Here is a 25,689-nt window from a genome sequence, read left to right on the forward strand (position 1 = left end):
AGGAGCCCTCTTCATGACCACCGCCGCATCCCGCCGCAGCGACCGGAGGATCAGCCCCGTCTTCGTCGGGATCGTTGCCGTCACGGCGGTGACGGGCTGGGCGACCTGGACGGGGTTCGCCGAGCAGCCCGGCGTGGCGGTGTTCCTGTTCGTCACGGCCGCGTGGATCGTCTCGCTGTGTCTGCACGAGTACGCGCACGCTCGTACGGCACTGCACAGCGGTGACATCTCGATCGGCGCGAAGGGTTATCTGACGCTCAACCCGCTCAAGTACACGCACGCCCTGCTCAGCATCGTGCTGCCGGTGATCTTCGTGATCATGGGCGGGATCGGTCTGCCGGGTGGCGCGGTGTTCATCGAGCGGGGCCGTATCCAGGGCCGCTGGAAGCACAGCCTGATCTCGGCGGCGGGCCCGCTGACGAACGTCCTGTTCGCGGTCGCGTGCACGGCGCCGTTCTGGCTGGACGCGCTGGACGGGGTGCCGCGCGACTTCCGCTTCGCGCTGGCCTTCCTCGCCCTGCTCCAGGTCACGGCCGCGATCCTGAACTTCCTGCCGGTGCCGGGGCTGGACGGCTACGGCGTGATCGAGCCCTGGCTGTCGTACAACGTGAAGCGCCAGGTGGAGCCGTTCGCCCCGTTCGGTCTGCTGTTCGTGTTCGCGCTGCTGTGGGTCCCGTCGGTGAACCGCGAGTTCTTCGACGTGATCGACTCGATCCTGAGCAGCCTCGGGATCACGGACTACGAGTCGTACTGCGGCCAGGAGATGTACCGCTTCTGGCAGGGCACGAACGAGTTCTGCCAGGTCAGCCCCTGACGGAGCCCGCTCAGCCCCGCGCCTTGCCGCGCCGCGCGTAGTACCAGCACATGTTGGACGACAGCCCCGCCAGCAGCACCCACACGATCCCCAGCCAGCTGCCCTGCGCGAAGGAGACGACGGCCGCGGCCACGGACAGCGCGCAGACCACGAGGGCATAGAGGGCGAGACGGGGCATGGAACCGGTTCTCCTGTCGGGGGACACTGCTGGTGGCATCCAGTGTCCCCCATGCGCTCAGACGTCCGTGACGCGCAGGCCCGCGTGCGCCTTGTAGCGGCGGTTGACGGAGATCAGGTTCGCGACCAGCGACTCGACCTGGTGGGCATTGCGCAGCCGTCCGGCGAACACGCCGCGCATACCGGGGATGCGGCCGGCCAGCGCCTGCACGAGCTCCACGTCGGCCCGCTCCTCGCCGAGGACCATGACATCCGTGTCGATCTCCACGATCTCCGGGTCCTGCAGGAGGACGGCGGAGAGGTGGTGGAAGGCGGCGGCCACCCGCGAGTCGGGCAGCAGGGCGGCGGCCTGTTCGGCGGCGCTGCCCTCCTCGGGCTTGAGCGCGTAGGCGCCCTTCTTGTCGAAGCCGAGCGGGTTGACGCAGTCGACGACGAGCTTTCCGGCCAGCTCCTCGCGCAGCGACTCCAGCGTCTTGCCGTGTCCGTCCCACGGTACGGCGACGATCACGATGTCGCTGCGCCGGGCGGTCTCGGCGTTGTCGGCGCCCTCGACACCGTGGCCGAGCTCGTCGGCGGCCGCCTGCGCGCGGTCCGCGGCGCGGGAGCCGATGATCACCTTCTGGCCGGCCTTGGCGAGCCGGTAGGCGAGGCCCTTGCCCTGCGGGCCGGTGCCGCCGAGCACACCGACGACGAGACCGGACACGTCCGGAAGGTCCCACGGGTCCTTGGCCGGAGCCTTCGCGGGGGCGTCTGCGGCGGGCTGCTGTGCACTGTCGGTAGAGGTCATGGGCCGACCTTACGTGCGTGGATGCGGCCGGTGGCGGTCAGGTGAGGGCGGTCACGGGGATGCGGCGGAAGGCGATCGTCTCGTACGCGCCGAAGTCGCCGCTCTCGTGCAGGAGACCGACGGTCGTGGCGTCGACGCGGACGAGGTCGGAGTAGGCGGCGGGCAGCCCGTCGACCGTGTGCGCGGTGCGCCAGGTGATGCCGGAGTCGGTGGAGGCGCGGACGGTCATCAGGGCGCGGGTGGCGGGGTCGGCGGGGCCGGAGTAGAGGAGCAGGTCGGGGTCGCGGAGTTGGAGGACGCTGCCCTGGACGACGGGACCGGCAAGGCCTGCCTGGGGGCGGAAGGGCTTGACGAGGGTGCGGCCGCCGTCCGTCGAGTACGCGTCGGCGCGGGTGCCGGGCGAGGGCGAGTCGGTGCGGGTGTTGAAGTAGACGCGGCCGTCGGGGAGTTCGGCGGCCGTGGTCTCGTTGACGTTGACGTATCCGTTGGTGTTCTCGTCGAGGTAGCCGAGGGACCAGGTTTCACCGCGGTCGTCGCTGAGCAGGCAGTGGCCGCTGTTGTACTGCGGCTCGGTGCCGTTGTCGGTGCCGGTGGGCGGGAGCGTGTGGTTTCCGGGGACGACGACGCGGCCGGTGGTGAGCTGGAGGGCGTGGCCGGGGGTGGTCGCGTACCAGCGCCAGCCTGGCTTCTTCACCTGCTTGGTGATCTCCTTGGGGTTCGACCAGGTGACGCCGTCGTCGTCGCTGTGCTGCACCCAGACCCGGCGCCCGTCGGCGTCCTTCACCTTGCCGCGCAGCAGGAGGTCCTCGGAGGCGGTGGCGGCGGAGCGGACGTGCACCAGCAGGACGCGGCCGGTGTCGAGGACGACGGGGGCTGGGTTGCCGGCGAGGTTGTCGCCGTTCCTGGCGGCGGCCTGGAGCGGGCCCCAGGTGCGGCCGCCGTCCGTGGACCGCTTCAGGACGATGTCGATGTTCCCGTAGTCGCGGGCCGAGTCGACCCTGCCCTCGCAGAACGCGAGCAGGGCGCCGGTGTGCGTGACGACGACAGCGGGGATCCGGAAGCTCGCGTAGCCCTCACGGCCCGCGCGGAAGGGGATGGTTGCCGTGTTTGCCTCTGCCATGGACCGGGTCCTGCCCCACTTGGGCGAATTCGTGGTGAACTCCGGGTCACAAGTGGCCGGTTGCGGCAGGATGCGTGCGCATGGACGCCGTACGGGTCGCGCTGCTGCGTGAAGTGCTCGCCGGGACCGAGTGGTTGGGGGCCACCCGGCGGTTCGCGGGCGCGCTGCGCGGGTCCGTGGTGACGTACGGCGGCGGGCTGCTGCTCGTGGGCACGCCGGAGTACGAGCCGTGGCACCTGGCCGCACACCTGGTGGACGAGGCGGCCTGGTCCGGTACGCCGGAGCTGACGCCGACGCTGGTGCGGCACCGGGCGCGGGACTCCGACCCCGCGCACCTGGCCGTGGGCCTCGGCCGGATCGAGGCGGCGCGGCGGGGGGAGACGCTGCTGGTCGTCTCGCCCGGGGCACCTGGTGCCGCGCTGCTGGAGCGGGTGCACGACGCCCGGCGGGCCGGGGCGACGGTGCTCGCGCTCGACTCCGGGGACCGTGAGCTGGACGCCATGGCGCACGAGGCGCTGGCGGTGCCCGCGGGGACCGATCTGGACCTCGACACGGTGCAGCATCTGGTGAGTGCGGGCGCCGGGGAGAACTCCGTGCCGGAGGGGCGGGGCCGCCTGCGGTTTCGCGACCGGATGGCGCGGCTGGCGGACCGGCTGACGGGGCCGCCGCCGGCGCGGTGGTAGCGACTCCCCTGTCACAGGGGCGCCTCGGCCCGGCTCGCGATTAAAGCGGTTGCTCTCGGGGGGCGTTGCCGCTGAGCATGGCCCCTCGTGAGTGACGACGCGCCCTCCCCTGCTCCCGCCGCCCGGCTGCGCGGTCTGCTGCCCGATCTCGCGCCGTGGCGGGCGTCCGCCGATTTCCGGCGGCTGTGGGTGGCGGGGCTGATCACCGGCTTCGGCAGTTTCCTCACGTTCGTCGCGCTGCCGGTGCAGATGAAGGAGCTGACCGGGTCGGTGGCGGCCGTGGGCGCGATCGGGGCCGTGGAGCTGGTGCCGCTGATCGTGTTCGGGTTGTACGGCGGGGCGCTCGCCGATGCCCTGGACAAGCGGAAGCTGATCCTTCTCACCGAGGCCGGGCAGGGTGTCCTGAGCGCCGTGCTCCTGGTCAACACGCTGCTGCCGCACCCGTCGGTGTGGCCGTTGTACGGGGTGGCCGCGCTGGCGTCCGCGCTCGAGTCGATCCAGCGGCCCGCGCTGGACTCGCTCGTCCCGCGGATCGTGGCGCACGAGCACCTGCCGGCCGCGGCCTCCCTCAACTCCCTGCGGTGGACCGTCGGCGGGGTCACCGGTCCGGCGCTGGCGGGCGTCGTCGTGGCGTACGCCGGACTCGGCTGGGCCTACGCCGCCGACCTGGCCACCTTCGCGGTGTCGGTCGTACTGATCGTCGGGCTCGCCGCGGCACCCGCCTCGCACGAGGCCGCGAAGCCGTCGCTGCGGTCCATAGCGGAGGGCGCCCGGTACGCGTGGAGCCGCAAGGAGCTTCTCGGGACGTACGCGATCGACCTCGCGGCGATGTTCTTCGCGATGCCGCTCGCCGTACTGCCGTTCCTCGCCGACGAGTTGGACGCCGAGTGGTCACTCGGACTGATGTACGCGGCGTTGCCGGCCGGGGCGCTGCTGGTGACGCTGACCAGCGGGTGGACCTCGCGCGTCCAGCGGCACGGGCGGGTGGTGGCTCTCGCGGCGGCGCTGTGGGGGCTCGCCATGGTGGCCGCGGGGGTCGTGGACGACGTATGGCTGGTGCTGCTCTTCCTCGTGGTCGGCGGCGGCTTCGACATGGTCAGCGGGATCTTCCGCAGCGCGATGTGGAACCAGACGATCCCGGACGAGCTGCGCGGCCGGCTGGCCGGGATCGAGCTGCTGTCGTACTCGGTGGGGCCCCAGCTCGGTCAGGTTCGGGCCGGCGGCATGGCGGCGTGGACGAACGTGCGCACCTCGATCTGGGCGGGCGGCGCGCTCTGCGTGGGCGCGGTGGGGCTCCTCGCGCTCTGCCTGCCGAAGCTGATGACCTACGACGTCCGCACGAACGAGCACGCGCTGCGGATGCGGGAGCTGCGGCGGGCCGAGGACCAGGCGGCGGCCGAGGCCGCGTAGCCTCCGGCCGCCGCCGTCACCGTCGCCTCAGCCCTCGTCGTCCGGGCTCTGTGCCGTGGCGTCGTGCCACTTGGGGTCGTTCTCCCATTCGAGGTTCCGCTCCCGGGCGGTCTCCATCGCGTGTTCGGCCTCCGCGCGGGAGGCGTAGGGCCCGAAGCGGTCCTTGCCCGGGCACTCGGGGCCTTCTTCGACCTTCTTGTGCTCCAGGCAGTAGTACCACTCGCCGGGCTTCCCGACGGTCCGCTTCTTGAAGAGGGCCATGTACGGCTCCTTTCGCCACGGACATGGTCCCCCATGGCCGCTGGTTAGACTCGCTGGCATGTCTGGCCAGTCGCTGCTCGTACCAGGGGAGCTCTCTCCCACCCGTCCCGTGCCGGGAAACATCAGGCGCCCCGAGTACGTGGGCAAGCCCGCCCCCACGCCGTACACCGGCCCCGAGGTGCAGACCCCGGAGACGATCGAGGCGATGCGGATCGCGGGGCGCATCGCCGCGCAGGCGATGGCCGAGGCCGCGAAGCTGATCGCGCCCGGCGTCACCACGGATGAGCTGGACCGGGTCGCGCACGCGTACATGTGCGACCACGGCGCCTACCCGTCGACGCTCGGTTACCGCGGCTTCCCCAAGTCGCTGTGCACCTCCGTCAACGAGGTGATCTGCCACGGCATCCCGGACTCCACGGTGCTGCGGGACGGCGACATCATCAACCTCGACGTGACGGCGTACATCGGCGGCGTGCACGGCGACAACAACGCGACGTACCTGGTCGGCGACGTCGACGAGGAGTCGAGGCTGCTCGTCGAGCGCACCCGCGAGTCGCTCGCGCGCGCCATCAAGGCCGTCAGGCCGGGCCGCCAGATCAACATCATCGGCCGCGTCATCGAGTCGTACGCGAAGCGGTTCGGCTACGGCGTGGTGCGGGACTTCACCGGGCACGGGATCAACTCCTCGTTCCACTCCGGGCTGATCGTTCCGCACTACGACAGCCCGCACGCGACCACCGTCATCCAGCCCGGGATGACGTTCACGATCGAGCCCATGCTCACGCTCGGCACCCACGACTACGACATGTGGGACGACGGCTGGACGGTCGTGACGAAGGACCGGAAGCGGACGGCCCAGTTCGAGCACACTCTGGTCGTCACCGAGAGCGGGGCCGAGGTCCTCACACTGCCGTAGCGCCCCAGGAACCCGGAATCCCGGAAACAGAAAGCCCGCCCCCGTCCCGGGGCGGGCTTTTTCGTCGGCCCGTCCAGGTGGCCGCGGTCGGGATCCGGGGTACGTTTTTACCGACAGGATGTCGGGAAGCGGTCGGCTCAGGCCCCGGAGGTCCACCATGAACGCGTCGGGCACGCCCTTCTCGACCCTCATCCGCACCGCCTCCCACCAGCAGCACACCGAGGCGGAGACGTCGACGTTCATGGGCGACCTGCTGGGCGGCCGGCTGGGAGTGGACGCGTACGCGCGCTACACCGAGCAGCTGTGGTTCGTGTACCGGGCTCTGGAGGACGGCGGGCGGGAGCTGGCCGGCGACTCCGTGGCGGGGCCCTTCATCCGGCCGGAGCTGCTGCGGCTCCCCGCGCTGGAGCGTGACCTCGCGCATCTGCGGGGCGCGGAGTGGCGCGGGACGCTCGCCGCGCTGCCGGCCACCCAGGCGTACGCGGCCCGGGTCGCCGAGTGCGCCCGGACCTGGCCCGGGGGCTATGTGGCCCACCACTACACCCGTTATCTCGGGGACCTCTCCGGTGGGCAGATCATCCGCGGCAGGGCCGAGCGGACGTGGGGCTTCGCGCGCAAGGGCGACGGGGTGCGGTTCTACGTCTTCGAGGGGATCGCCAACCCGGCCGCGTTCAAGCGGGGTTATCGCGAGGCGCTGGACCGGCTGGGTGTGGACGACCTGGAGAAGCAGCGGGTGGTCGCCGAGTGCCGGCGCGCTTTCTTGCTGAACACCGCGGTGTTCGGGGCGTTGGGGGAAGAGTTCCCGCTGTCTGCGTGAGCCCCCTCCTGGGGGCTCCGCCCCCAGACCCCCGTATCGGCCTGAACGGCCTCGTCCTCAAACGCCGGACGGGCTGCGACCGCCCCCTCTAACGCTCCAGGAAAACCCGCCCCCCGACCTCCACCCACCCCTCCGGCTGCGGCGCCGTGAGCAGCTGTGAGCCCCTGCCCTGGATGATGTTGAGCGCACGGCCCAGTTGCGCCGTCAGCTGCAGGGCCGCCGCGCCTGTCGCCTCGTCCTCCTCGACGCCGTCACCCCGGCCGGGGAAGCCGCGGGCACGGACGCGGCCCGCGGCCTCGTCCTCCCAGGCCCAGGCGTAGATCCACTCCCCGGCGGGCGGCACGGTCAGGGCGTCGACCTCGGCGGCCGTGGCGTACTGGCGCAGGGTGCGCGGCTCCGGCCACTCCGGGCGGGCCTCGATCCAGCTGAACTCGCCGTCCAGGCGGGCACCGACCACCCCGGCGAGCGTGACGAGTTCGGGGACGTCGAGCAGCCAGGCCGCGCCGACGCAGGGGTATCCGGCGAACGGCAGCCGGACGCTGGGGGTGTAGATGTCGATGACGCCGCGCTCGGGGTCGTCGACGAACACGGTCTCGCTGAACCCGAGTTTGGCCGCGAGGGCCTGCCGGTCGTCGCGGTCCGGGAGTACGGATCCCTCGCGGACGACGCCGAGTTCGTTGCCGTATCCGCCACCGGGTCCGCAGAAGACCCGCAGCACGTCGTAGTCAGTCACTCCGGCATTCAAACATCACCTCGGCCGCGAGCGCGTCCCAGGTCACGGGGGCGCCGGGGAGGGGCCAGGTGCGAGTGGCGTCGTGGTCGTAGGAGACCTCGGCGACGGCGTCACCGAACCCCCGCTCCAGAGCGGTCCGTTGACGCGCGATGCCCGGGGTGTCCGGGAGGGCGGCCAGCCGCGCCATGTGCTGCTCGTGACCGGAAGTCATCTGCTCGGCCAGCCGTCGCCACTTCTCGTCCGGCATCGCCCGGGCCAGCACCACACAGGCCGGATTCCCGCCTTCCGCCAGGGCCGCCACCGCCCGGTCGTGGCCGTCGAGGATCAGCCATCCGTCGAGGAAGGACACCCACCACAGGAGTACGGGCGCCAGGGTGCCGTCGCGCGCGTGCTTGCGGTACGCCTTCACGCGCGGGGCGTCGGGGGCGGAGAACGGGCGCAGGGGGACGATGCCGTGCCAGCCGCCTCCGCAGAGCAGTTCGAGCCGGGCGCCCGGCCAGTCCCGTACGAGATCCTCGGTCCAGATGCCCGGCTCGAAGACGGTCCGCCGCGCAAGGTGCCAGCGCCCCTCGTCCAGCGGGCCCTCCTCGGCGTCCTCCAGCAGGCGCGTGTACCGGTGCAGCCAGCCGACCGGTGAGCGCATGGCCGCGGACCGCAGCGGCGGCAGTGGTGAGCGGAAGTCGCCGAGTCGGTGCAGAAAGAGGTCCCGGCAGCAGCTCTCGCCCCGCATCCGGCCCAGCAGCACCGGCCGGCCCCCCTGCCGCAGCAACAGGCGACCCCCGCCTGCCGTCTCGAAGCGCAGCGGCGGCGGTCCGGGGCGGTCGGAGACCTCAAGGACCAGGCCGTCCCCCGCGAGCAATTCCCTCTTCATGCCCATGACGGACAGTGTCCGGGACGGGGCGGTCCGCCCTCCAGCGCATTACTCCGCACACCAGGGGGCGCACAGCAGGAAGGGCGCGCGCCCGAGTGGCGATCCCGTGCGCCGGTCATGTCGCGGGCGCGGGACAGCTAGGCCGGAACAGGGCTCTTGACCTCCACTTGACCATTTCATGGGGTCTGTTTTTGGCCGCCGTGATCAGGCCGTGCCTGTACACCGTCCATGAGAGCTGAATCACCGTATGCGTGGGTATCACTCAGGCAAGCCTCAGATAAGTTAGGCCAGCCTCACCACATGAGCGCGGGCCATTCCGCGCGCAGAGTCCGCCTTCTTCTTGGAGCTTGCATGCGAGCCGTCCGACTCTCCGTCGTCACCGCCGTCGCCACCGCGGCAGCCCTGACCGCCGTCACGGGCTGCACCGAGAAGAGCACCGCGAAGGACGGCGACGCGATTCAGGTGACCGCCGCCGACTCCAAGTGCACCACCTCCAGCAAGTCGGTCCCGGCCGGCCAGGTCACGCTGAAGATCGAGAACACGGGCTCGAAGGCCACCGAGGTCGAGATCCTCTTCCCGGACGACCGGATCGTCTCCGAGAAGGAGAACATCGGCCCCGGGACGAAGTACACGCTGACCGCCGAGGTGAAGGCGGGCGCGTACGAGATCGCCTGCCGCCCGGGCATGAAGGGCCACGGCGTACGGCAGAAGCTCACCGTCACCGGCGGCGGCAAGGTCGCCAAGCGGGACCCGCGCCTGGACAAGGCCGTCGCCGCCTACCGCGAGTACGCACAGGAGCAGGCCGACGAGACGCTGCCCAAGGTCGAGGCCTTCGTGAAGTCGGTCAAGGCCGGCGACCTGGAGGCCGCGAAGAAGGCCTACGCCACTTCGCGCATCGGCTGGGAGCGCACCGAGCCGGTCGCCGAGTCCTTCGGCACCATCGACCCGAAGGTCGACCTCCGCGAGGCCGACGTGGAGGCCGGCCAGAAGTGGACCGGCTGGCACGTGCTGGAGAAGGCCCTCTGGAAGGACAAGAAGCTCGGCGCCGAGCAGAAGGCCATCGGCGACCAGCTGGTCAGCGACCTCAAGAACTGGCAGGAGCGGGTCGGCAAGGCCGAGATCACCCCGACCTCCATGGCCAACGGCGCCAAGGAGCTCCTCGACGAGGTCGCCACCGGCAAGGTCACCGGTGAGGAGGAGACCTTCTCGCACACCGACCTGGTGGACTTCAAGGCGAACGTCGAGGGCGCGCAGAAGGCCTACGACCTGCTGAAGCCGGTCGCGCAGGAGAACGACAAGGCGCTGACCACCGAGCTGGACAAGCAGTTCACCACGCTGAACACGCTGCTCGACAAGTACCGCACGGACAAGACCTCCTACGACTTCGTGTCGTACGACAAGGTCACCAAGGAGCAGCGCAAGGAGCTCTCGGACGCGGTCAACGCGCTCGCGGAGCCCCTGTCCAAGCTCGCCGCCGCCGTCGTGAAGTAGGGGACGACACCATGACGGACACCACCGACACCCAGGATGCCACCACCGCGGAAGCGGCCGGCAAGCAGCCCTCCCGGCGCTCGCTGATCGGCTGGGGCGGTGCGGGCCTCGCGCTCGGCGCCGCCGCTGCCGGAGGCGCGGTCGCGATGACGCGCGCCGGCGACGACGTGGACCCGGCCGGTGCCGACACCGGTGCCGCGGTCGCCTTCCACGGCACGCACCAGGCGGGCATCGCCACGCCGGTGCAGGACCGGCTGCACTTCGCCGCGTTCGACGTGCAGACGGACGACCGCGCCGAGTTCGTGCAGATGCTGAAGGACTGGACCGAGGCCGCCCGGCGGATGACCGCGGGGCACGCGGTCGGCGAGGGCGCCTACGGCGGTCTGGCCGAGGCGCCGCCGGACGACACCGGTGAGGCACTGGGCCTCAAGCCGTCGCGCCTCACGCTGACGATCGGCTTCGGACCGTCCCTGTTCGAGAAGTTCGACCTGGCGGACCGGCGCCCTGAGGCCCTGGTCGATCTGCCGAAGTTCCCGGGCGAGGCGCTGGAGAAGGCGCGCAGCAACGGCGACCTGTGCGTCCAGGCGTGCGCGGACGACCCGCAGGTCGCGGTGCACGCGATCCGCAACCTCGCCCGCATCGGCTTCGGCAAGGTCGCCATCCGCTGGTCGCAGCTCGGCTTCGGGAAGACCTCGTCCACGACTCCGGACGCGCAGACCCCGCGCAACCTGATGGGGTTCAAGGACGGCACCCGCAACATCGCGGGCACGGAGCCGGACCGGCTGAAGAAGTTCGTGTGGGTGGACGGCCAGGACATCGAGGACAAGTCGGCCTGGATGACCGGGGGTTCGTACCTGGTCGCCCGCCGCATCCGGATGCACATCGAGACCTGGGACCGCACCCCGCTGCAGGAGCAGGAGGACATCTTCGGCCGCGACAAGGGCGAGGGTGCCCCGGTGGGCAAGGCCAAGGAGCACGACAAGCCGTTCCTGAAGGCGATGAAGCCCGACGCGCACGTCCGGCTCGCGCACCCCGAGTCCAACCACGGGGTGACGATCCTGCGCCGCGGCTACTCCTTCACCGACGGCACCGACGGCCTCGGCCGGCTGGAGGCGGGCCTGTTCTTCCTCGCCTACCAGCGTGACGTGCGCAAGGGGTTCATTCCGGTGCAGCGCAACCTGTCGCGTACCGACGCCCTCAACGAGTACATCCAGCACGTGAGTTCGGCGGTCTTCGCCGTTCCGCCCGGCGTCCGCGACAAGGACGACTGGTGGGGCCGCGCGCTGTTCTCCAAGGAGGCGTAGCCCGTGTTCGGCAACTACCTGATCGGCCTGCGCGAGGGCCTGGAAGCCAGCCTCGTCGTCTGCATCCTGATCGCGTACCTGGTGAAGACCGGCCGCCGGGACGCCCTGAAGCCGATCTGGATCGGCATCGGTGTCGCGATCGCGCTGGCCCTCGGCTTCGGCTGCGCGCTGGAGTTCGGCTCCCAGGAGATGACGTTCGAGGCGCAGGAGGCGCTCGGCGGTTCGCTGTCGATCGTCGCCGTGGGCCTGGTGACGTGGATGGTCTTCTGGATGCGGCGTACGGCCCGGCACCTGAAGAAGGAGCTGCACGGCAAGCTGGACGCGGCCCTCGCGATGGGCACGGGCGCGCTGGTGGCGACCGCGTTCCTGGCGGTCGGCCGTGAGGGCCTGGAGACCGCGCTGTTCGTGTGGGCGTCGGTGCACGCGGCGAGCGACGGCACGCCCCGCCCGCTGATCGGCGTCGCCCTGGGCCTGGCCACCGCGGTCGTGCTCGGCTGGCTCTTCTACCGCGGCGCCCTGAAGATCAACCTGGCCAAGTTCTTCACCTGGACCGGCGGCATGCTGGTGGTGGTCGCGGCGGGCGTGCTCGCGTACGGCGTCCACGACCTCCAGGAGGCCAACTGGATCCCCGGCATCAGGAACCTGGCCTTCGACATCAGCAGCACCGTCGATCCGTCGAGTTGGTACGGCACGCTGCTCAAGGGTGTCTTCAACTTCCAGCCCGACCCGACCGTCCTCCAGGTCACGGTGTGGGCGCTGTACCTGGTCCCGACGCTCGCGATCTTCTTCGCCCCGGTAGGGTTCGCCTCCGGGAAGGGGAAGGTGAAGGGACCTGATGAGCAGGGAGCGCAGGGATCACGGGGATCGCAGGCCACCAAGGCTTCGTGATCTCAACCGGTTGGTGTCGACGGCGGGTGCGCTGGCCGCACTGTCCTTGACGGCGAGCGGGTGTGTCGTGGTGCACGGGGAGCGGGAGGTGGTGCCCGCGGCGACCCGGGCCGATGCCGCCCGCGCGCTGAAGGACTTCACCGCCGCGTACAACAAGGCCGACAAGGCGTACGACGAGTCCCTGGACGCGGACCGGGTGACCGGTCCCCTCGCCGACATCGACGGCGCGAAGCTGAAGGCCGGGCACACAAACAGCCCGGGCGGCAACACGGCCCACGCCCCGCTGAAGCTGACCGACGCGAAGTTCGTCATACCCGAGAAGGCCGGCTGGCCGCGCTGGTTCGTCGCCGACGCCGACGCCAACAAGGGTTCCGCGGGCTCCCGTTGGCTGCTGGTCTTCACCCGCTCAGGCGCCGACGGACTGTGGCAGGCCTCGTACCTGACGATCCTCGCCGCCGACGACGTACCGGAGTTCACGAAGGACAAGGACGGCTGGGCCCAGCCGGTCACGTCGGACGACGCCGAACTCGCCGTGGCGCCCGAGCAGTTGAGCAAGTCGTACGCGAACTACCTGCAGGACGGCGGCAGCGACTTCGCACCCGGTACACACACCTCGGACTGGCGCGCGCTGCGCAAGAAGAACACGAACAGGCCCGGACTCGTCAGGCAGTACGTCGACGAGCCGCTGACCTCCGGCGGCTACGCCCCGGTCGGGCTGCGCACCAAGGACGGCGGGGCGCTGGTGTTCTTCAGCACCCGTCACTTCGAGAAGCAGACGGCCGCGCAGGGCGTCGACCTGAAGATCTCCGACCAGAACATCCGGGCCCTGCTCACCGGTGAGGTCAAGCAGTCCCTGACGCTGGAGTTCGTCTCCAACCAGGCTGTCCTTGACCCTGCGAAGGGCGCGTCCGACCACAAGGTGGAGTTCCTGAGCCGGGTTCAGGGACTGACGGGCGCCAAGGGCGAATAGCCGTGGAACCCCCGCGGTTCAGCCGCGGTGGGGCCAGGCGGCCAACTGCTCCGAGTCGTCCCTGGCGTAGCGCGCGCAGGCGTCCGTCAGGACTTCGAGGAGGGTGAGCGGGTCGGGAAGTTCGTGTTCCAGGCCGCGTACCCAGTCGACGCTCAGGTCGCCCGGGAGGCGGGCCGGGGGTACGAGCACATAGGAGCCGCGGCAGTGCCAGCGCAGCCCGGGGTGCTCGTCCATCGTCTCGGGGTGGCAGTCCAGCTCGCAGGGCCACCACTCGTCCTCGTCCTCGGGCGTACCGCGGGTGAGGGTGAAGAAGAGGAGGCGTCCGTCGCCGCTCTCGGCGACGGGGCCCACCTCGATGCCGGCGGCGAGGAGGCGTTCCAGGGCTTCGCGGCCGGCTTCCAGGGGGACGTCCAGGACATCGTGGACCATGCCCGTCGCGGTGATGAAGTTGGCCTGCGGCTGATGCCGGGCCCAGCGCTCGATCTGCCCGCGGTCGGTGGTGGACTGCGTCTGCCAGGCGAAGGAGACGGGGTGCCGGGCGGGTGTGGGACAGCCGACGCGGTCACAGGAACAGCGGTAGCCGGAGGGGAACGCGGCCTGCGCGAGCGGCAGTCCCGCGGCGGCGGCGGCGAGCAGCAGGGCCTCTCGGCCGCTGTCGTCGGTGGTCTCGGTGCGGCGGCGGCCACGCAGCCACTGGGAGATCCTGCCCTGCGCGCCGGAGCGGTTGCCGAACTCTGCGCTCATCTATCCCCTCGCCTCACCGTAGTGCGGACTGCTTGCCCCATGGTCCCACCATCCTGCGCCCCGGGTGGCCAGAGCCCACATCCGGGGTAGGGGGGACGAGGCGTGCGCAGGACCCGGATGGAGTGTCATTGCATACTTTTATGGTATTTATCCCCCTACCGTGGTCGTCATGGTCACATGGACTGCGCTCACGGGTATCGCCGGTCTCACGTCATTGGCCCTCACGGGACAGGGCGGCGCGCTCTCCCCGCTGGAGTGGGGCACCGGCCCGCTGACGGTGGACGCCCTCCCCCGCGTCGTCGAGGTCGCCCACCGCGGCGGCGCCCGGGAAGTCCCCGAGAACAGCATGTCGGGCCTGATGACCGCCTATGAGCGCGGTACGGCCCAGGTGCTCGACTTCGACACCCGCATGCTGCGCGACGGGCACATGGTGGTCATGCACGACGCGACCCTGAACCGCACCACCTCCATGGGCGGTCCGGTGCGGGGGCTGAACCTGTGGGACTGGCAGGGGGTGCGGCTGCGCCCCAAGGCCTCCCTGCGCAGCGGCTGGCGCGCGGAGCGGCCGCCGACGGTGGCCGAGGTCCTCGACCGGTTCGGCGGGCGGATCGTACTGATGCTGGAGGCGAAGGACCCGGCGAGTCTGCGCACGCTCGCCGGGCTGATCCGCACCCGGGGCCTGACCCGCTCGGTCTTCGTCAACTCCAACCTGCCGGAGGTGGCCCTGCGCGCCCACCGGCTGGGCCTGGTCTCCCAGCTGTGGCGCTCGGCGGACCAGATGCGCACCGACCGGCCCGAGCGCTGGGCGTCCTTCGTCGACCTGCTCGACGTCGACTACAAGGCGCGCGACAGCGACCTCCTGCGGGCCGTGAACTCCGGTGTGCCCCGGGTGTGGGCGCACACCGTGATCAACCCGGCGCAGCGGGACCGTGCCCTGGCGCTGGGCTGCGACGGGATCATCACGGACGCGCCGGGCAGGCTCGCCCGCCACCCGATGAAGATCCCGAAGCGGTTCCGGCGGGCGCGCACCGGCTTTCAGCGCGGGGCGAGGCCGTAGAGGGCGTAGTCGACGAGGGTGTCCGTGTAGGCGTGGGTGATGGGGCCCGTGTGCTGGAGCCAGCGCTGGGCGAGCGGGGAGACGAAGAGTTCCAGCGCGATGCGCGGGTCCACGTCGGGGCGTACGGCGCCGGTCTCCTGCGCGGAGCGCAGCCGCTGTACGTACAGCTGGAGCTGGGGTTCGAGGAGCTTGGCCACGAACTCGCGGCCGACCTCCTCGTTGACGAAGCCCTCGGCGGTCAGGGCGCGGGCGGGCGCCTCGAAGGCGGGGTCGAGGAGTTCGTCGACGGTGGCGCGCAGCACCTGCTTGAGGTCCGCCGCGAGGTCGCCGGTGTCCGGGATGCCGTACGTCTCCTGGCCGGACTGCCCGGCGCGCTCGGCCGCCTGCTCGCCGAGGTCGAGGAAGGCCTCGAGGAGTACGTCCGCCTTCGACGACCACCAGCGGTAGATGGTCTGCTTGCCGACGCCGGCCCGGGCCGCGATCCCCTCGATCGTGGTCTTCGCGTAGCCGGTCTCGCTCACGAGGGCGAGGGCGGCGGCGTAGATCGCCCGACGGGACTTCTCGCTGCGGCGGGTGGAGTCGGGGGCGGGTTTCTTGGCCATGAGGGGAAGTTACCAGGGGAGTGAGACGGAGCGTCTCGCGATATGCAGTACAGCCCGTCCGGCGTTTGAGGACGAGCGCGAAGCGCGACAGGGGGGAGAGGGGGCGAAGCCCCCATGAGGACGGGACGGGAAGGGGCGGATGGGGCGAAAACAACCCATCCGGTGCACGCGCGCCCGGCGTCCCAGGTCTCACCATGGGCTCCAACCACCCCTGCGGTCACGTGAGGAGCCCACCTTGCCCCCTCTCCGCCGCGCCGCCACCCCCCGGCGCTATCTGATGTGCCCACCGGCGCACTTCGAGGTCACGTATGCCATCAACCCGTGGATGGACCCCGGCAAGCCGGTCGACGTACCGCTCGCCGTCGCCCAGTGGGAGGAGCTCCGCGACCGCTACCGCTCCCTCGGCCACACGGTCGAGGAACTCGCCCCGCGCCCGGGCCTGCCGGACATGGTCTTCGCGGCGAACGGGGCGACAGTGATCGACGGCCGCGTGCTGGGCGCCCGCTTCGCCTATCGCGAGCGCGAGCCGGAGGCCGCCGCTCACCTGGAGTGGTTCAGGGCGCACGGCTGGAGGCAGGTCCACGAACCGGTCCACATCAACGAGGGCGAGGGCGACTTCGCCGTCACCGCCTCCTATGTGCTGGCGGGGCGCGGCTTCCGGGCCAGTCCCCTCTCGCACGGCGAGGCCCAGGAGTTCTTCGGGCGGCCGGTGATCGGGCTGGACCTCGTCGACCCGCGCTACTACCACCTGGACACGGCGCTCGCGGTCCTCGACGACGCGACGGACGAGGTCATGTACCACCCCGACGCGTTCTCGCCGGGCAGCCGGGAGGTGCTGCGCCGGCTGTTTCCCGAAGCGCTCCTCGCGGGCGCCGAGGAGGCGGCGGCGCTGGGCCTGAACGCCGTGTCGGACGGGCTCCACGTCCTGCTGCCCCAGGCCGCGATCGGCCTCTTCGCTCCGCTCCGTGAACGCGGCTTCGAACCGATCGGCATCGACCTGAGCGAACTCCTCAAGGGCGGCGGCAGCGTGAAGTGCTGCACGCAGGAGCTGCGGGTCTAGAGCGGGTTGGGGTTCTGTGGGTCCTGGGGGCCGGGGCCGCCCGCGTTCACCAGGCCCGACTCGTACGCGGCGATCACCGCCTGGACGCGGTCGCGCAATCCCAGTTTGGCGAAGATGCGGGCCACATGGGTCTTGACCGTCGCAGCGGAGAGGTGGAGGTGGGCGGCCAGTTCGGCGTTGCTCAGGCCCTGGGCCACCAGGCGCAGCACCTCCAGCTCGCGCGGGGTCAGCGCCGCGAGGTCACGGTGCAGCGCTGCGTGCTCGGCGCCCCGGTGCGCGTACCGGGCCACGAGTCGGCGGGTGATGGCCGGCGCCAGCAGCGCGTCTCCGGCCCGCACCATGCGCACGGCGGCCACCAGGTGCTCGGGGGTGACGTCCTTGAGCAGGAATCCGCCGGCCCCGGCGGACAGCGCGGCGTAGACGAAGCGGTCGAGGTCGAAGGTGGTGAGGATGATGATGCGCGGGGCGCTGTCGCGCGGCCCGGCCTCTGGTGCCCGGTCCCCCGTTGCCCTGCCCACCCCCGGCGTTCCGAGGATCCGCCGCGTGGCCTCCAGGCCGTCCAGCTCCGGCATCCGGATGTCCATCAGGACCACGTCCGGACGCGTGCGCCGTACGGCGTCGATGGCTTCGAAGCCGTTGGCGACCTCGGCGACCACGTCGATGCCGTCGGCGGCGAGGATCATCCGGAAGCCGGTGCGGACGAGGGCCTGATCGTCGGCGACGACCACACGCAGGGGCCCGGTCGCGGCGGCCGGCGGCAACGTCATGGTGTCCTCTCCAGGGGAATCAGGGCTCTGACCCGCCAGCCGCCGGTGGGGCGGTGACCGGTGTGCAGCGTGCCGTCGTAGACCGCGAGCCGTTCGCGCAGGCCGATCAGCCCGCGTCCGCTGCCGGGGACGGCGGCCGGGTCCGGGCTGCCGCCGGTGTCGGCGACCTCCACGTCGAGCCGGTCGGCGGTGTAGGCGACGGTCACCGCGGTGGACGCGCCGCCCGCGTGCTTGACGGCGTTGGTCAGCGCCTCCTGGACCACCCGGTACGCGGCCAGTTCGATCCCGGCGGGCAGCGGGCGCGGCTGCCCCGTCACCGTGAACTCGATCGCCATGCCCGTCTCCCTGATCCGCGCCACCAGGGCCGCCAGCCGGTCGAGCCCGGGCTGCGGAGTCAGGTCCGCGGCGGCCGGCTCCGCGTCCTGCGTACCGCCGTCATCCTCGGCATCCATCGTCAACAGCCCCATGACATGGCGCAGTTCGGCCAGGGCGGCCCGGCCACCGGACTCGACCGCCAACAGGGCTTCGTGGGCCTGTTCCTGATCCACCGTCATCACTTTGCGGGCTGCCCCCGCCTGGATGACCATCACGCTGACATTGTGGGTCACCACGTCGTGCAACTCCCGGGCGATCCTGGCCCGTTCGTACTCCACGGCGCGGCGCAACTCGTCGGCACGCCCGTGTTCGAGCGCGGCCAGCCGGGCGCGGCCCTCGGCGGTCCTGAGCTTCCAGGTGCGCAGCCCGCTCGCGGCGAACACGAGCGGGACGAGGATCAGGAGCGGGGTGTACTGGGTGGGGACCGTGGGCAGCGAGGAGTCCCGCGCGCCGGTGATCAGGAGCACTGCGACCGGCAGGCTCACCAGCGTGGGCACCCGGTACGGGCCGTAGGCCGCGGCGCTGTATCCGGCGACCATCGACGCGTAGAACGTGAGCCGGGGAACGTCGTTCGGTGTCAGGAGGATCGCGGCGGTCACGATCCACAGCACGGTGAGGGGGTAGCGGCGGCGGACCATCAGGGACCCGGTGGTGACGATCACGAGGGTGAGGACGAGGAAGGTCCAGCCGCCTCCCCCGGTCTGCACATGGGTCGGGTCCGCCACGCCGGGCGGGTCCGGCGGCATCGGTACGCCCAAGGGCACCTTGACGCTCGCGTCGTCCAGGGCGTACTGGGCGGAACCGACCGCGATGACCAGTGCCAGGGCCGCATCGAAGACCAACTCGCCCCGGGTGGGTCGGGGCAGCGGTCCTGTCGTACGCAGCAGGGGCCGGGCCCAGCCCCGTATCCGGTCCCTCGCGAGCGCGTTCGTCACCGGCCCATTCTCCCCACCGGACCGGCACCGCGACATCCTCCGCGCAGACCGTCGGCGTACACCCGGCACGTACATCTCAGGTATGACCTCGCGGGCCTTCATCCGCGTGGGGTACGGGAGTTGGCCCCGCCGAGCGACGCGCCGGCACCGCCGCTCTCCCTAGCGTCCAGGGCACCGGACATCCGGCCCGTCGGCCGGCCGGAACCCAGAACCTCACGGAGGCGCCATGACCACGCCCTTGATCGAGCTGCGCGCGGTGAGCCGCAGGTACGACGGCCAGGCCGAGGGGACGCCCGCGCTCGCCAACGCGTCACTGACCGTGCGGGCCGGGGAGGCCGTCGCGGTCCTCGGCCCGTCCGGCAGCGGCAAGTCCACCCTGCTCAACCTGATCGCGGGCCTCGACCGCCCGGACGCGGGAACGGTCACCGTGGACGGCGTACGCGTCGACGCACTCGGCGAGGCGGCCTCCGCGCGCTACCGGCGGGCCAGGATCGGCATGGTCTTCCAGTTCTTCAACCTGCTCGACGACCTGACCGTCGCCGACAACGTCGCCCTGCCCGCGCAGCTGTCCGGCACCCCGCGCGCCGAAGCCAACCGGCGGACGGCGGAGCTGCTCGAAGTCCTCGGCATCCACCGGCACGCCCGCGCCTACCCGGGGCGGCTCTCCGGCGGTGAGCGTCAACGCGTCGCCGTGGCCAGGGCGTTGATGAACCGTCCGGCGCTGCTGCTGGCCGACGAGCCGACCGGCGCGCTCGACACAGCCTCCGGCGACTCCGTCCGCGCGCTGCTCGCGGAGCTGAACGCCGACGGCCAGACCATCGTCCTGGTCACCCACGACCTCGCCCTGGCCCGGTCCTGCACGACCCGCACGGTCGAGCTCGTCGACGGCCGGATCACCGCGGACACCTCCGCGGGGGTGGCCCGATGAGCGCGCTGGGCCGGGTGGTGCGTTCGGGGGTGGGCCGGCGCCGGGTGCAGACCGTCGTGATCGTGCTGGCCACGATGATGGCGGTGACCGCGTCCGTCATGGGCGCAGCACTGCTGGAGGCCTCCAGCGCGCCCTTCGACAAGGCGTTCCGCCGACAGCACGGCGCGCACCTGAGCGTGCAGTACGCCGCCGCGAGGGCCACCACCGCCCAGCTCGCGGCCTCCGCCGACGCCGCCGGTGTCACCGCGGCGGCCGGACCCTTCCCGACGGCGTCGGCCACACCGCGCCTGGACGGCCAGGACCTTCGGCCGCTCACGCTCGTCGGACGGACCGGGCACGGCGGCCCCGTCGACACCGTCACGCTGACCGCGGGACGGTGGGCCGCGCGCCCCGGCGAGATCGTGCTGTCCGCCGACGACGGTCTCTCCGCGCCGCAGGGCACACGGGTCCGGTTCACCGATCTGCCGGGTGCGCCGACGCTGACCGTGGTCGGCACGGCCCGCTCGGTGAGCCGCAGCGCCGACGCCTGGGTGGTCCCCGCGCAGCTGAGCAGGCCCGACGGCTACCAGATGCTGTACCGCTTCCGCGCCGCCGGGACCGCTGCGCAGGTCGCCGCGGACCGGGCCGCGGTGACGGCGGGCATGCCCAAGGGGGCGGTGGCCGGGGCGCGTTCGTGGCTCGCCACCAAGAAAGAGGCCGACCGCGAGTCGTCGCTGTTCGTGCCGTTCCTCGCCACGTTCGGCGTGCTGGGCCTGGCCATGGCGGTCCTGGTCGTCGGCAACGTGGTCGCCGGGGCGGTCGGCGCCGGGACGCGCCGGATCGGCGTCCTCAAGTCGCTCGGGTTCACTCCGGGCCAGGTCGTCCGGGCCTACGTCGGCCAGGCGCTGATCCCCGCGGCGGCCGGTACGGCCCTGGGTGTCGTCGGCGGCAACCTCCTCGCCGTGCCGGTGCTGGAGGAGACGGCGACGGCGTACGGCTCGACGAGTTCGGCCGTGGCCCCGTGGATCGACGCGGTCGTGGCCTCCGGGATGCTGGGCCTGGTGGCGGTGACCGCGTGGGCGGGCGCCCTGCGGGCCGGGCGGCTGCGGGCGGTCGACGCGCTCGCCGTCGGCCGCGCCGCGCGCCCGGGCCGCGGACTCCGGGCAGCGCGTCTCGCCGCGCGGCTGCCGCTCCCCCGCCCGGTCGGCCTCGGCCTGGCCAGGCCGTTCGCCCGGCCGGCCCGGGCTGCGGCGACGGCCGCGGCGGTCACGTTCGGCGCGGTCGCCGTGACCTTCGCCGTGGGCCTGGCCTCCTCGCTGACCGAGGTGCAGGCCGCCCGCGACCACGACACCTCCGACGTCACCGTGCAGGCGGTGCAGGAGGGGCCGGGGCGTATCCGCGGAGGCGTGGCCTCCCGGCCGGACGAGGTGGCCGACCCGGCCGCCGTGACGAAGGCGATCGACGACCGGGCCGGCACCCGCAGGTACTTCGGCGTCGGCACCGCCGATGTGGCGGTCACCGGGACATCCGGCTCCTTCGAGGTCTCCGCCTTCACCGGCGACGCCTCCTGGGGCGGCTACCGGATGATCTCCGGGCGCTGGTTCGAGGGCGCGGGCGAGGCCGTCGTACCGACGCCCTTCCTGACCGCCACCGGCACCCGGATCGGGGACAGCGTCGCCCTGCGCGACCATGGCCGGACAGTCCGGGTCCGGATCGTCGGGGAGGTCTTCAGCACCGAACAACAGGGCCGGACCCTGCTCACCGACGCGGCCACGCTCAAGGCTGCCGACCCGGGGCTGCGGCCCGTCGAGTACCACATCGACGTACGGCCGGGCACGGACGCGCAGGCCTACGCCCGCGCGCTGAACACCGCGTTGAAGGCGACGGGCGCGAGCGCGGTCGCCGGCGGTTCGGACGACCGGAGCAGCGTGATCGTCATCCTGAACGCGCTGACCTCGATCCTCACCCTGATGCTCGTCGCGGTCGCCGGCCTCGGTGTCCTCAACTCGGTGGTCCTGGACACCCGCGAACGCGTCCGCGACCTGGGCATCCACAAGGCGCTCGGCATGACACCGCGGCAGACGATCGCGATGGTCATCGCCTCGGTACTGGGGGTCGGGGTGCTCGGCGGCGCGGTCGGGGTGCCCGTCGGCCTCGCCCTGCACGACCTGGTGGTGCCCGCCATGGGACACAGCGCGGGCCTCGAACTGCCCGCCTCGGCCCTCGATGTCTACGGCGTCCCGGAACTCGTCCTGCTCGGCTGCGGCGGACCGCTGATCGCGGTGGCCGGCGCGCTGCTGCCGGCGGGGTGGGCGGCCCGCACCCGGACGGCGACGGCGCTGCGGACGGAGTAGGGCTCGGGCCGGCTATGCCTCCGGCGGCCAGGCGTCGCCCCAGTCGGCGTCGCGGGCCGCCTTGTACAGCGGGCCCTGACGCTTGGTCACCGTGGCACGGTGGAGCGACTCGTCCGGGCCGCACAGGTCCAGGAGCACCTGACCCTTGCGGATCTGCGGCCTGCGGACGACGCGGGAGGGGGCCGGGGTCACCGGGAAGCGGGTGGCGGCGACATAGCTGAACTTCTCGTCCTCGTACGCCAGGGAGCCGCCCTTGACCTTCCGGTGCAGGGAGGAGCGGCTGACCCGGGCGGAGAAGTGGCACCAGTCCTCGCCGGGGACGATGGGGCAGGCGGCGCTGTGCGGGCAGGGGGCCGCGATGTGGAACCCAGCGCCGATCAGCCGGTCGCGGGCCTCGATCACCCGGGCGTAGCCGTCGGGGGTACCGGGCTCGATGACCACGACGGCCTGGGCGGCACTCGCGGCGGCGGCGACGGCCGCGGCGCGGTCCGCGACGGTCAGCTCACCGAGGACGTAGGAGATGGTGACGAGATCAGTGCTCTCGATGGTGAGCGCCGCTCCGATACGAGAGCGGTGCCACTCGGCGGTCGTCAGCTCCGGGTTCGCCGCGGCGATCTCGCGGCCCAGCGCGAGCGCCGGTTCCGCCCAGTCCAGCACGGTCACCGGGCGCGTGCCGTCCCAGGTCGCGTTCACCGCCCAGGTTGCCGAGCCGGTGCCGCCGCCGACGTCCACGTGGCTCGCCGGCGTCCACTGCGGCACCGTGTCCGCGAACGCGTCCAGCGCCGCGCGGACCGCCTCGAAGGTCGCCGGCATCCGGTAGGCCGCGTACGCCACCACGTCGGAGCGGTCACGCAGGACGGGAGTGTGGGTCGGGGTGGTCCCCCGGTAGCTCGCGATCAGCCGGTCGACCGCCTGCGTCGCCGCCTTCGGCGGAAGGCCGTCGAGGAGCCCGGCGAGGGCGGCACGGAGGGTCTCGGCGGGAGAGGCGACGTTCACCCGGTGATTCTACGGGCGAGGGGCGGGGGTCTTGGCCCGTCCGGCGTTTGAGGACGAGCGCGAAGCGCGACAGCAGGGGGAAAGGGGGCGCAGCCCCCAGAACAACGGGCAGGGAAGGGGCGGAGGGGGCGAAACCCTCACACCCCCGACGGACTCGCCCGCACCGCCCGCGCCAAGCGGTCGGCGGCCGCCGCCCGCGGCACGTTGTCCGCAGGCCGGCGCCGGGGATGAACGGTGTTCGCCAGCAGCACCAGAAACGTGTCCGTCGCGGGGTCGAGAACGAGGGACGTACCGGTGAACCCGGTGTGCCCGGCGGCACCCCGGTGGCCGAGCGCGCCCATGAACCACGGCTGGTCGAGGGCGAAGCCCAGCCCCGGCGGGGTGAGCATCAACTCGACGAAGTCGGGGCCGAGGATGCGGGCGGGCCCGTAGGAACCGCCCGCCAGGAGCGTGCGGCAGAAGACGGCGAGGTCGCGCGCCGTGGAGAAGAGCCCCGCGTGCCCGGCCACTCCCCCGAGCGCCCACGCGTTCTCGTCGTGGACGACCCCGCGCAGCATGCCCCGCTCGGCCTTCGCCCACGGCCGCCGCTGGTCCTCGGTGGCGGCCGCGCCCGGGCACGGCCCGAAGCAGGTCGCGGTCATCCCGAGCGGCCGGGTGATCCCGTCGCGCACGAGCACGTCGAGGCCGCGCCCGGTGATGCGCTCCAGGACGAACTGGAGGAGGAGCAGGTTGAGGTCGGAGTAGAGGTACTGGCCCGGCGGCGAGGACGGTGCCTCGGCGCGCAGCAGCGTGAGCCGGGCGGCGGCGTCCGGGCAGTCGTACAGCGGGAGTTCGGGGCGCAGCCCGGAGGTGTGCGTGAGCAGCTGCCGTACGGTGATGCCGTGTTCGCGGGCGCCGCGGAACTCCGGCAGATACGCCCCCACGCGCGCGTCGACGCCGAGGGTGCCGCGCTCCAGCTGCTGCATGGCCGCGACCGCGGTGAACAGCTTGGTGAGGGAGGCCAGGTCGAAGGGCGTGTGCACGCTCATCGGCACGCGGGCCTCAGGCGGCAGTTCGAGGCCGGAGTCGGTCTTCTCGTCGTAGGACGCGTAGCGCACCGCCCACCCGGCGGCCTGCTCGGCGGCGATCACCGGACCGCGTCCGGCGACGAGTACGACACCGGGCGCCCAGGGGTCCGCTCCCAGGGTGAGGCCGCGGACATCGCGTACGAGATGGTGCAGTTCCTCCGCGTCGAGCCCGGCCCTCTCCGGGGTGTCGATGCGCAGTCGCGGTGCGCTCAGCTGTCCGCCGCCTTTCCTTCCGGTGCCTCCGGCGTGCCTCCGCTCCGCCAGGGACGGCACAGTCCCACGAAGCAGGCCGCTGCCACCAGTACCGCGGCCAGTTGGACGACGGCCATCGGTACTGCGGTGTGCTCCCCGGCGACGCCGACCAGCGGCGAGGCGATCGCGCCGATGAGGAAGGAGGACGTGCCGAGCAGGGCGGAGGCGGATCCGGCGGCGTGCCGTACGCGCATCAGGGCGAGGGCCTGGGTGTTGGGCAGGGCGAGACCCATCGCGGACATCAGCACGAACAGGGCGGCGGCGACGGGGGCGAGGCCGACGTCGCCGAGGGCGCCGGTGGCCATCAGGAGCAGCGCGGTCGCGGCGAGGGTGACCGCCGCGATGCCGACGGCCAGGACCCTTTCCAGGCTGACGCGGCCGACCAGGAGCTTGCCGTTGACCTGGCCGGCGATGACCAGGCCGACGGAGTTGACGCCGAAGAGCAGGCTGAAGGTCTGCGGGGAGGCGCCGTAGATCTCCTGGATCACGAACGGCGACGCGGAGATGTACGCGAACAGCGCGGCGAAGGTGAAGCCGCCCGCGAGCATGTAGCCGGCGAAGACGCGGTCGGCGAGCAGTCCGCGCATGGCGCGCAGCGCCTCGCCGACGCCCCCGCTGTGCCGTTCGCCGGGCGGGAGGGTCTCGGGGAGCTTCGTCCAGACGACGGCGGTGAGCGCGATGCCGACCACGGTGAGGACGACGAAGACGCCCCGCCAGTCGGTGACGCGCAGGATCTGGCCGCCGATGAGAGGCGCGACGATGGGGGCGACCCCGGAGATCAGCATGAGGGTGGAGAAGAACCGGGCCATCGCGATGCCGTCGTAGAGATCGCGTACGACGGCCCGCGCGATCACGATCCCGGCGGCGCCCGCGAGTCCCTGGGCGAGCCGGAAGGCGACGAGGAGTTCGACGGTGGGCGCGAGCGCGCACAGGGCGGTGGCGAGGATGTAGACGAGCAGGCCCGCCATCAGCGGGCGCTTGCGGCCCCACCGGTCGCTCATCGGGCCGACGACGAGCTGCCCCAGCGCCATGCCCGCGAGGCACGCGGTGAGCGTGAGCTGCACGGTCGCGGCCGGGGCGTGCAGGGACCTGGTGACCTCCGGCAGTGACGGGAGGTACATGTCGATGGCCAGCGGAGGCGTGGCGGCGAGTCCGCCGAGGACGAGGGTGACGAGGAGTCCGGTGCGGCGCAGGGCGCCCGGGTCCGGTGCCGGATCGGCGATCGTCGCGCGTGTGTCGGCGACGGTCGCGTTCGGTATGTGTCCCCCCGGGCCGCTCTCGTCCCGCGTGGTACGGCCACGCTCGGGCATGTGCCCCTCCCTCTTCCTTCG

General features: G+C 72.1%; 26 protein-coding genes. 13 read left to right on the forward strand and 13 right to left on the reverse strand.

The window, feature by feature from the left end:
- The first annotated feature begins 13 nt into the window (after positions 1-13).
- Positions 14-814, forward strand: coding sequence for a site-2 protease family protein (locus tag ACN6LB_RS16885; RefSeq protein WP_356145747.1), 801 nt, complete (start codon positions 14-16; stop codon positions 812-814).
- Positions 815-824: 10 nt separating this feature from the next.
- On the opposite strand, the gene ACN6LB_RS16890 is transcribed toward ACN6LB_RS16885, so the two are convergent.
- The 3 genes from ACN6LB_RS16890 to ACN6LB_RS16900 are packed head-to-tail and all read right to left on the reverse strand — an operon-like array spanning position 825 to position 2,898.
- On the reverse strand, positions 825-992 hold the full coding sequence (locus tag ACN6LB_RS16890; RefSeq protein ID WP_445026583.1) for a hypothetical protein: 168 nt from the start codon (positions 990-992) through the stop codon (positions 825-827).
- Between the two features lie 57 nt (positions 993-1,049).
- Entirely contained in the window at positions 1,050-1,778 is a 729-nt protein-coding gene (gene npdG / locus ACN6LB_RS16895) for an NADPH-dependent F420 reductase (RefSeq protein ID WP_445026584.1), read from the reverse strand.
- 37 nt (positions 1,779-1,815) lie between these two features.
- Complete coding sequence (locus ACN6LB_RS16900; RefSeq protein WP_445026586.1) at positions 1,816-2,898, reverse strand: sialidase family protein; 1,083 nt, start codon at positions 2,896-2,898, stop codon at positions 1,816-1,818.
- An 80-nt stretch (positions 2,899-2,978) separates the two neighbouring features.
- On the opposite strand from ACN6LB_RS16900, the gene ACN6LB_RS16905 reads away from it, so the two are divergent.
- Positions 2,979-3,581, forward strand: a complete 603-nt coding sequence (locus ACN6LB_RS16905) for a hypothetical protein (protein WP_445026588.1) — start codon at positions 2,979-2,981, stop codon at positions 3,579-3,581.
- Between the two features lie 87 nt (positions 3,582-3,668).
- Complete coding sequence (locus ACN6LB_RS16910) at positions 3,669-4,991, forward strand: MFS transporter (RefSeq protein ID WP_445026589.1); 1,323 nt, start codon at positions 3,669-3,671, stop codon at positions 4,989-4,991.
- A gap of 27 nt (positions 4,992-5,018) precedes the next feature.
- Here ACN6LB_RS16910 and ACN6LB_RS16915 read toward each other — a convergent pair whose 3' ends face one another.
- A complete protein-coding gene (locus ACN6LB_RS16915) occupies positions 5,019-5,252 on the reverse strand; it encodes a hypothetical protein (RefSeq protein ID WP_445026591.1) in 234 nt (77 codons plus the stop codon).
- 58 nt (positions 5,253-5,310) lie between these two features.
- Here ACN6LB_RS16915 and map point away from each other — a divergent pair, with 58 nt between their 5' ends.
- Positions 5,311-6,168: a type I methionyl aminopeptidase gene (gene map / locus ACN6LB_RS16920; RefSeq protein WP_356146652.1), complete on the forward strand. Its 858-nt coding sequence runs from the start codon at positions 5,311-5,313 to the stop codon at positions 6,166-6,168.
- A gap of 157 nt (positions 6,169-6,325) precedes the next feature.
- Entirely contained in the window at positions 6,326-6,985 is a 660-nt protein-coding gene (locus tag ACN6LB_RS16925; RefSeq protein WP_445026593.1) for a biliverdin-producing heme oxygenase, read from the forward strand.
- Positions 6,986-7,073: 88 nt separating this feature from the next.
- Here ACN6LB_RS16925 and ACN6LB_RS16930 read toward each other — a convergent pair whose 3' ends face one another.
- Together ACN6LB_RS16930 and ACN6LB_RS16935 are read right to left on the reverse strand one after the other, a co-directional pair.
- On the reverse strand, positions 7,074-7,718 hold the full coding sequence (locus tag ACN6LB_RS16930; protein ID WP_356146645.1) for a PhzF family phenazine biosynthesis protein: 645 nt from the start codon (positions 7,716-7,718) through the stop codon (positions 7,074-7,076).
- Positions 7,711-8,595 carry a hypothetical protein gene (locus ACN6LB_RS16935; RefSeq protein WP_445026595.1) on the reverse strand — a complete coding sequence of 295 codons (885 nt, stop codon included), beginning with the start codon at positions 8,593-8,595 and terminating at the stop codon, positions 7,711-7,713. Before ACN6LB_RS16935 ends, ACN6LB_RS16930 begins: the two co-directional genes overlap by 8 nt.
- 345 nt (positions 8,596-8,940) lie before the next feature.
- Here ACN6LB_RS16935 and efeO point away from each other — a divergent pair, with 345 nt between their 5' ends.
- The 4 genes from efeO to ACN6LB_RS16955 are packed head-to-tail and all read left to right on the forward strand — an operon-like array spanning position 8,941 to position 13,242.
- On the forward strand, positions 8,941-10,080 hold the full coding sequence (gene efeO / locus ACN6LB_RS16940; protein ID WP_445026597.1) for an iron uptake system protein EfeO: 1,140 nt from the start codon (positions 8,941-8,943) through the stop codon (positions 10,078-10,080).
- 11 nt (positions 10,081-10,091) lie between these two features.
- Positions 10,092-11,384 (forward strand): iron uptake transporter deferrochelatase/peroxidase subunit, encoded by a 1,293-nt coding sequence (gene efeB / locus ACN6LB_RS16945; protein ID WP_445026599.1) that lies wholly within the window; start codon positions 10,092-10,094, stop codon positions 11,382-11,384.
- A 3-nt stretch (positions 11,385-11,387) separates the two neighbouring features.
- On the forward strand, positions 11,388-12,272 hold the full coding sequence (efeU, locus tag ACN6LB_RS16950) for an iron uptake transporter permease EfeU (RefSeq protein WP_356146629.1): 885 nt from the start codon (positions 11,388-11,390) through the stop codon (positions 12,270-12,272).
- Complete coding sequence (locus ACN6LB_RS16955; protein ID WP_445026601.1) at positions 12,220-13,242, forward strand: hypothetical protein; 1,023 nt, start codon at positions 12,220-12,222, stop codon at positions 13,240-13,242. Before efeU ends, ACN6LB_RS16955 begins: the two co-directional genes overlap by 53 nt.
- Positions 13,243-13,260: 18 nt before the next feature.
- Here the strand turns inward: ACN6LB_RS16955 and ACN6LB_RS16960 are convergent, their stop codons facing one another.
- A complete protein-coding gene (locus ACN6LB_RS16960; RefSeq protein WP_445026603.1) occupies positions 13,261-13,986 on the reverse strand; it encodes a bifunctional DNA primase/polymerase in 726 nt (241 codons plus the stop codon).
- Positions 13,987-14,155: 169 nt separating this feature from the next.
- Here ACN6LB_RS16960 and ACN6LB_RS16965 point away from each other — a divergent pair, with 169 nt between their 5' ends.
- Positions 14,156-15,043, forward strand: a complete 888-nt coding sequence (locus ACN6LB_RS16965; RefSeq protein ID WP_445026605.1) for a glycerophosphodiester phosphodiesterase — start codon at positions 14,156-14,158, stop codon at positions 15,041-15,043.
- On the opposite strand, the gene ACN6LB_RS16970 is transcribed toward ACN6LB_RS16965, so the two are convergent.
- The gene (locus tag ACN6LB_RS16970) at positions 15,022-15,645 is read right to left on the reverse strand and encodes a TetR/AcrR family transcriptional regulator (RefSeq protein ID WP_445026607.1); all 624 of its coding nucleotides are present in this window, start codon (positions 15,643-15,645) and stop codon (positions 15,022-15,024) included. The genes ACN6LB_RS16965 and ACN6LB_RS16970 overlap by 22 nt on opposite strands.
- 235 nt (positions 15,646-15,880) lie before the next feature.
- Between ACN6LB_RS16970 and ddaH the strand changes: the two genes are divergently transcribed.
- Positions 15,881-16,705: a dimethylargininase gene (gene ddaH, locus ACN6LB_RS16975; RefSeq protein WP_445026608.1), complete on the forward strand. Its 825-nt coding sequence runs from the start codon at positions 15,881-15,883 to the stop codon at positions 16,703-16,705.
- Here ddaH and ACN6LB_RS16980 read toward each other — a convergent pair.
- Entirely contained in the window at positions 16,702-17,472 is a 771-nt protein-coding gene (locus ACN6LB_RS16980; protein WP_445026610.1) for a response regulator, read from the reverse strand. The genes ddaH and ACN6LB_RS16980 overlap by 4 nt on opposite strands.
- A complete protein-coding gene (locus ACN6LB_RS16985) occupies positions 17,469-18,818 on the reverse strand; it encodes a sensor histidine kinase (protein WP_445026612.1) in 1,350 nt (449 codons plus the stop codon). The genes ACN6LB_RS16980 and ACN6LB_RS16985 overlap by 4 nt, the downstream gene beginning before the upstream one ends.
- Before the next feature lie 190 nt (positions 18,819-19,008).
- Between ACN6LB_RS16985 and ACN6LB_RS16990 the strand changes: the two genes are divergently transcribed.
- Positions 19,009-19,710, forward strand: a complete 702-nt coding sequence (locus tag ACN6LB_RS16990; protein WP_445026615.1) for an ABC transporter ATP-binding protein — start codon at positions 19,009-19,011, stop codon at positions 19,708-19,710.
- Positions 19,707-22,043, forward strand: a complete 2,337-nt coding sequence (locus tag ACN6LB_RS16995) for an FtsX-like permease family protein (protein WP_445026617.1) — start codon at positions 19,707-19,709, stop codon at positions 22,041-22,043. The genes ACN6LB_RS16990 and ACN6LB_RS16995 overlap by 4 nt, the downstream gene beginning before the upstream one ends.
- 12 nt (positions 22,044-22,055) lie before the next feature.
- Here the strand turns inward: ACN6LB_RS16995 and ACN6LB_RS17000 are convergent, their stop codons facing one another.
- The 3 genes from ACN6LB_RS17000 to ACN6LB_RS17010 all read right to left on the reverse strand — a co-directional run bounded on the left by ACN6LB_RS17000 (position 22,056) and on the right by ACN6LB_RS17010 (position 25,668).
- Positions 22,056-23,039 (reverse strand): small ribosomal subunit Rsm22 family protein, encoded by a 984-nt coding sequence (locus ACN6LB_RS17000; RefSeq protein WP_445026619.1) that lies wholly within the window; start codon positions 23,037-23,039, stop codon positions 22,056-22,058.
- Between the two features lie 137 nt (positions 23,040-23,176).
- Complete coding sequence (locus ACN6LB_RS17005) at positions 23,177-24,379, reverse strand: serine hydrolase domain-containing protein (protein ID WP_445026620.1); 1,203 nt, start codon at positions 24,377-24,379, stop codon at positions 23,177-23,179.
- A complete protein-coding gene (locus ACN6LB_RS17010; RefSeq protein WP_445026622.1) occupies positions 24,316-25,668 on the reverse strand; it encodes a multidrug effflux MFS transporter in 1,353 nt (450 codons plus the stop codon). The genes ACN6LB_RS17005 and ACN6LB_RS17010 overlap by 64 nt, the downstream gene beginning before the upstream one ends.
- Positions 25,669-25,689: the final 21 nt, after the last annotated feature.

The organism is Streptomyces sp. SAS_270, assembly GCF_052543295.1.

What these genes read in the sequence shown, in the direction of transcription:
- ACN6LB_RS16935 (WP_445026595.1), bottom strand. Translation starts at nt 8,595, where the DNA reads ATGGGCATGAAGAGGGAATTGCTCGCGGGGGACGGCCTGGTCCTTGAG.
- ACN6LB_RS16960 (WP_445026603.1), bottom strand. Translation starts at nt 13,986, where the DNA reads ATGAGCGCAGAGTTCGGCAACCGCTCCGGCGCGCAGGGCAGGATCTCC.
- ACN6LB_RS17010 (WP_445026622.1), bottom strand. Translation starts at nt 25,668, where the DNA reads ATGCCCGAGCGTGGCCGTACCACGCGGGACGAGAGCGGCCCGGGGGGA.
- ACN6LB_RS16905 (WP_445026588.1), top strand. Translation starts at nt 2,979, where the DNA reads ATGGACGCCGTACGGGTCGCGCTGCTGCGTGAAGTGCTCGCCGGGACC.
- npdG (WP_445026584.1), bottom strand. Translation starts at nt 1,778, where the DNA reads ATGACCTCTACCGACAGTGCACAGCAGCCCGCCGCAGACGCCCCCGCG.
- ACN6LB_RS16995 (WP_445026617.1), top strand. Translation starts at nt 19,707, where the DNA reads ATGAGCGCGCTGGGCCGGGTGGTGCGTTCGGGGGTGGGCCGGCGCCGG.
- ACN6LB_RS16900 (WP_445026586.1), bottom strand. Translation starts at nt 2,898, where the DNA reads ATGGCAGAGGCAAACACGGCAACCATCCCCTTCCGCGCGGGCCGTGAG.
- ACN6LB_RS16970 (WP_445026607.1), bottom strand. Translation starts at nt 15,645, where the DNA reads ATGGCCAAGAAACCCGCCCCCGACTCCACCCGCCGCAGCGAGAAGTCC.
- efeO (WP_445026597.1), top strand. Translation starts at nt 8,941, where the DNA reads ATGCGAGCCGTCCGACTCTCCGTCGTCACCGCCGTCGCCACCGCGGCA.
- ACN6LB_RS16885 (WP_356145747.1), top strand. Translation starts at nt 14, where the DNA reads ATGACCACCGCCGCATCCCGCCGCAGCGACCGGAGGATCAGCCCCGTC.
- ACN6LB_RS16965 (WP_445026605.1), top strand. Translation starts at nt 14,156, where the DNA reads ATGGTCACATGGACTGCGCTCACGGGTATCGCCGGTCTCACGTCATTG.
- ACN6LB_RS16890 (WP_445026583.1), bottom strand. Translation starts at nt 992, where the DNA reads ATGCCCCGTCTCGCCCTCTATGCCCTCGTGGTCTGCGCGCTGTCCGTG.
- ACN6LB_RS16985 (WP_445026612.1), bottom strand. Translation starts at nt 18,818, where the DNA reads ATGTCGCGGTGCCGGTCCGGTGGGGAGAATGGGCCGGTGACGAACGCG.
- map (WP_356146652.1), top strand. Translation starts at nt 5,311, where the DNA reads ATGTCTGGCCAGTCGCTGCTCGTACCAGGGGAGCTCTCTCCCACCCGT.
- ACN6LB_RS16980 (WP_445026610.1), bottom strand. Translation starts at nt 17,472, where the DNA reads ATGACGTTGCCGCCGGCCGCCGCGACCGGGCCCCTGCGTGTGGTCGTC.
- ACN6LB_RS16955 (WP_445026601.1), top strand. Translation starts at nt 12,220, where the DNA reads ATGAGCAGGGAGCGCAGGGATCACGGGGATCGCAGGCCACCAAGGCTT.
- ACN6LB_RS16915 (WP_445026591.1), bottom strand. Translation starts at nt 5,252, where the DNA reads ATGGCCCTCTTCAAGAAGCGGACCGTCGGGAAGCCCGGCGAGTGGTAC.
- ACN6LB_RS16990 (WP_445026615.1), top strand. Translation starts at nt 19,009, where the DNA reads ATGACCACGCCCTTGATCGAGCTGCGCGCGGTGAGCCGCAGGTACGAC.
- ACN6LB_RS16925 (WP_445026593.1), top strand. Translation starts at nt 6,326, where the DNA reads ATGAACGCGTCGGGCACGCCCTTCTCGACCCTCATCCGCACCGCCTCC.
- efeB (WP_445026599.1), top strand. Translation starts at nt 10,092, where the DNA reads ATGACGGACACCACCGACACCCAGGATGCCACCACCGCGGAAGCGGCC.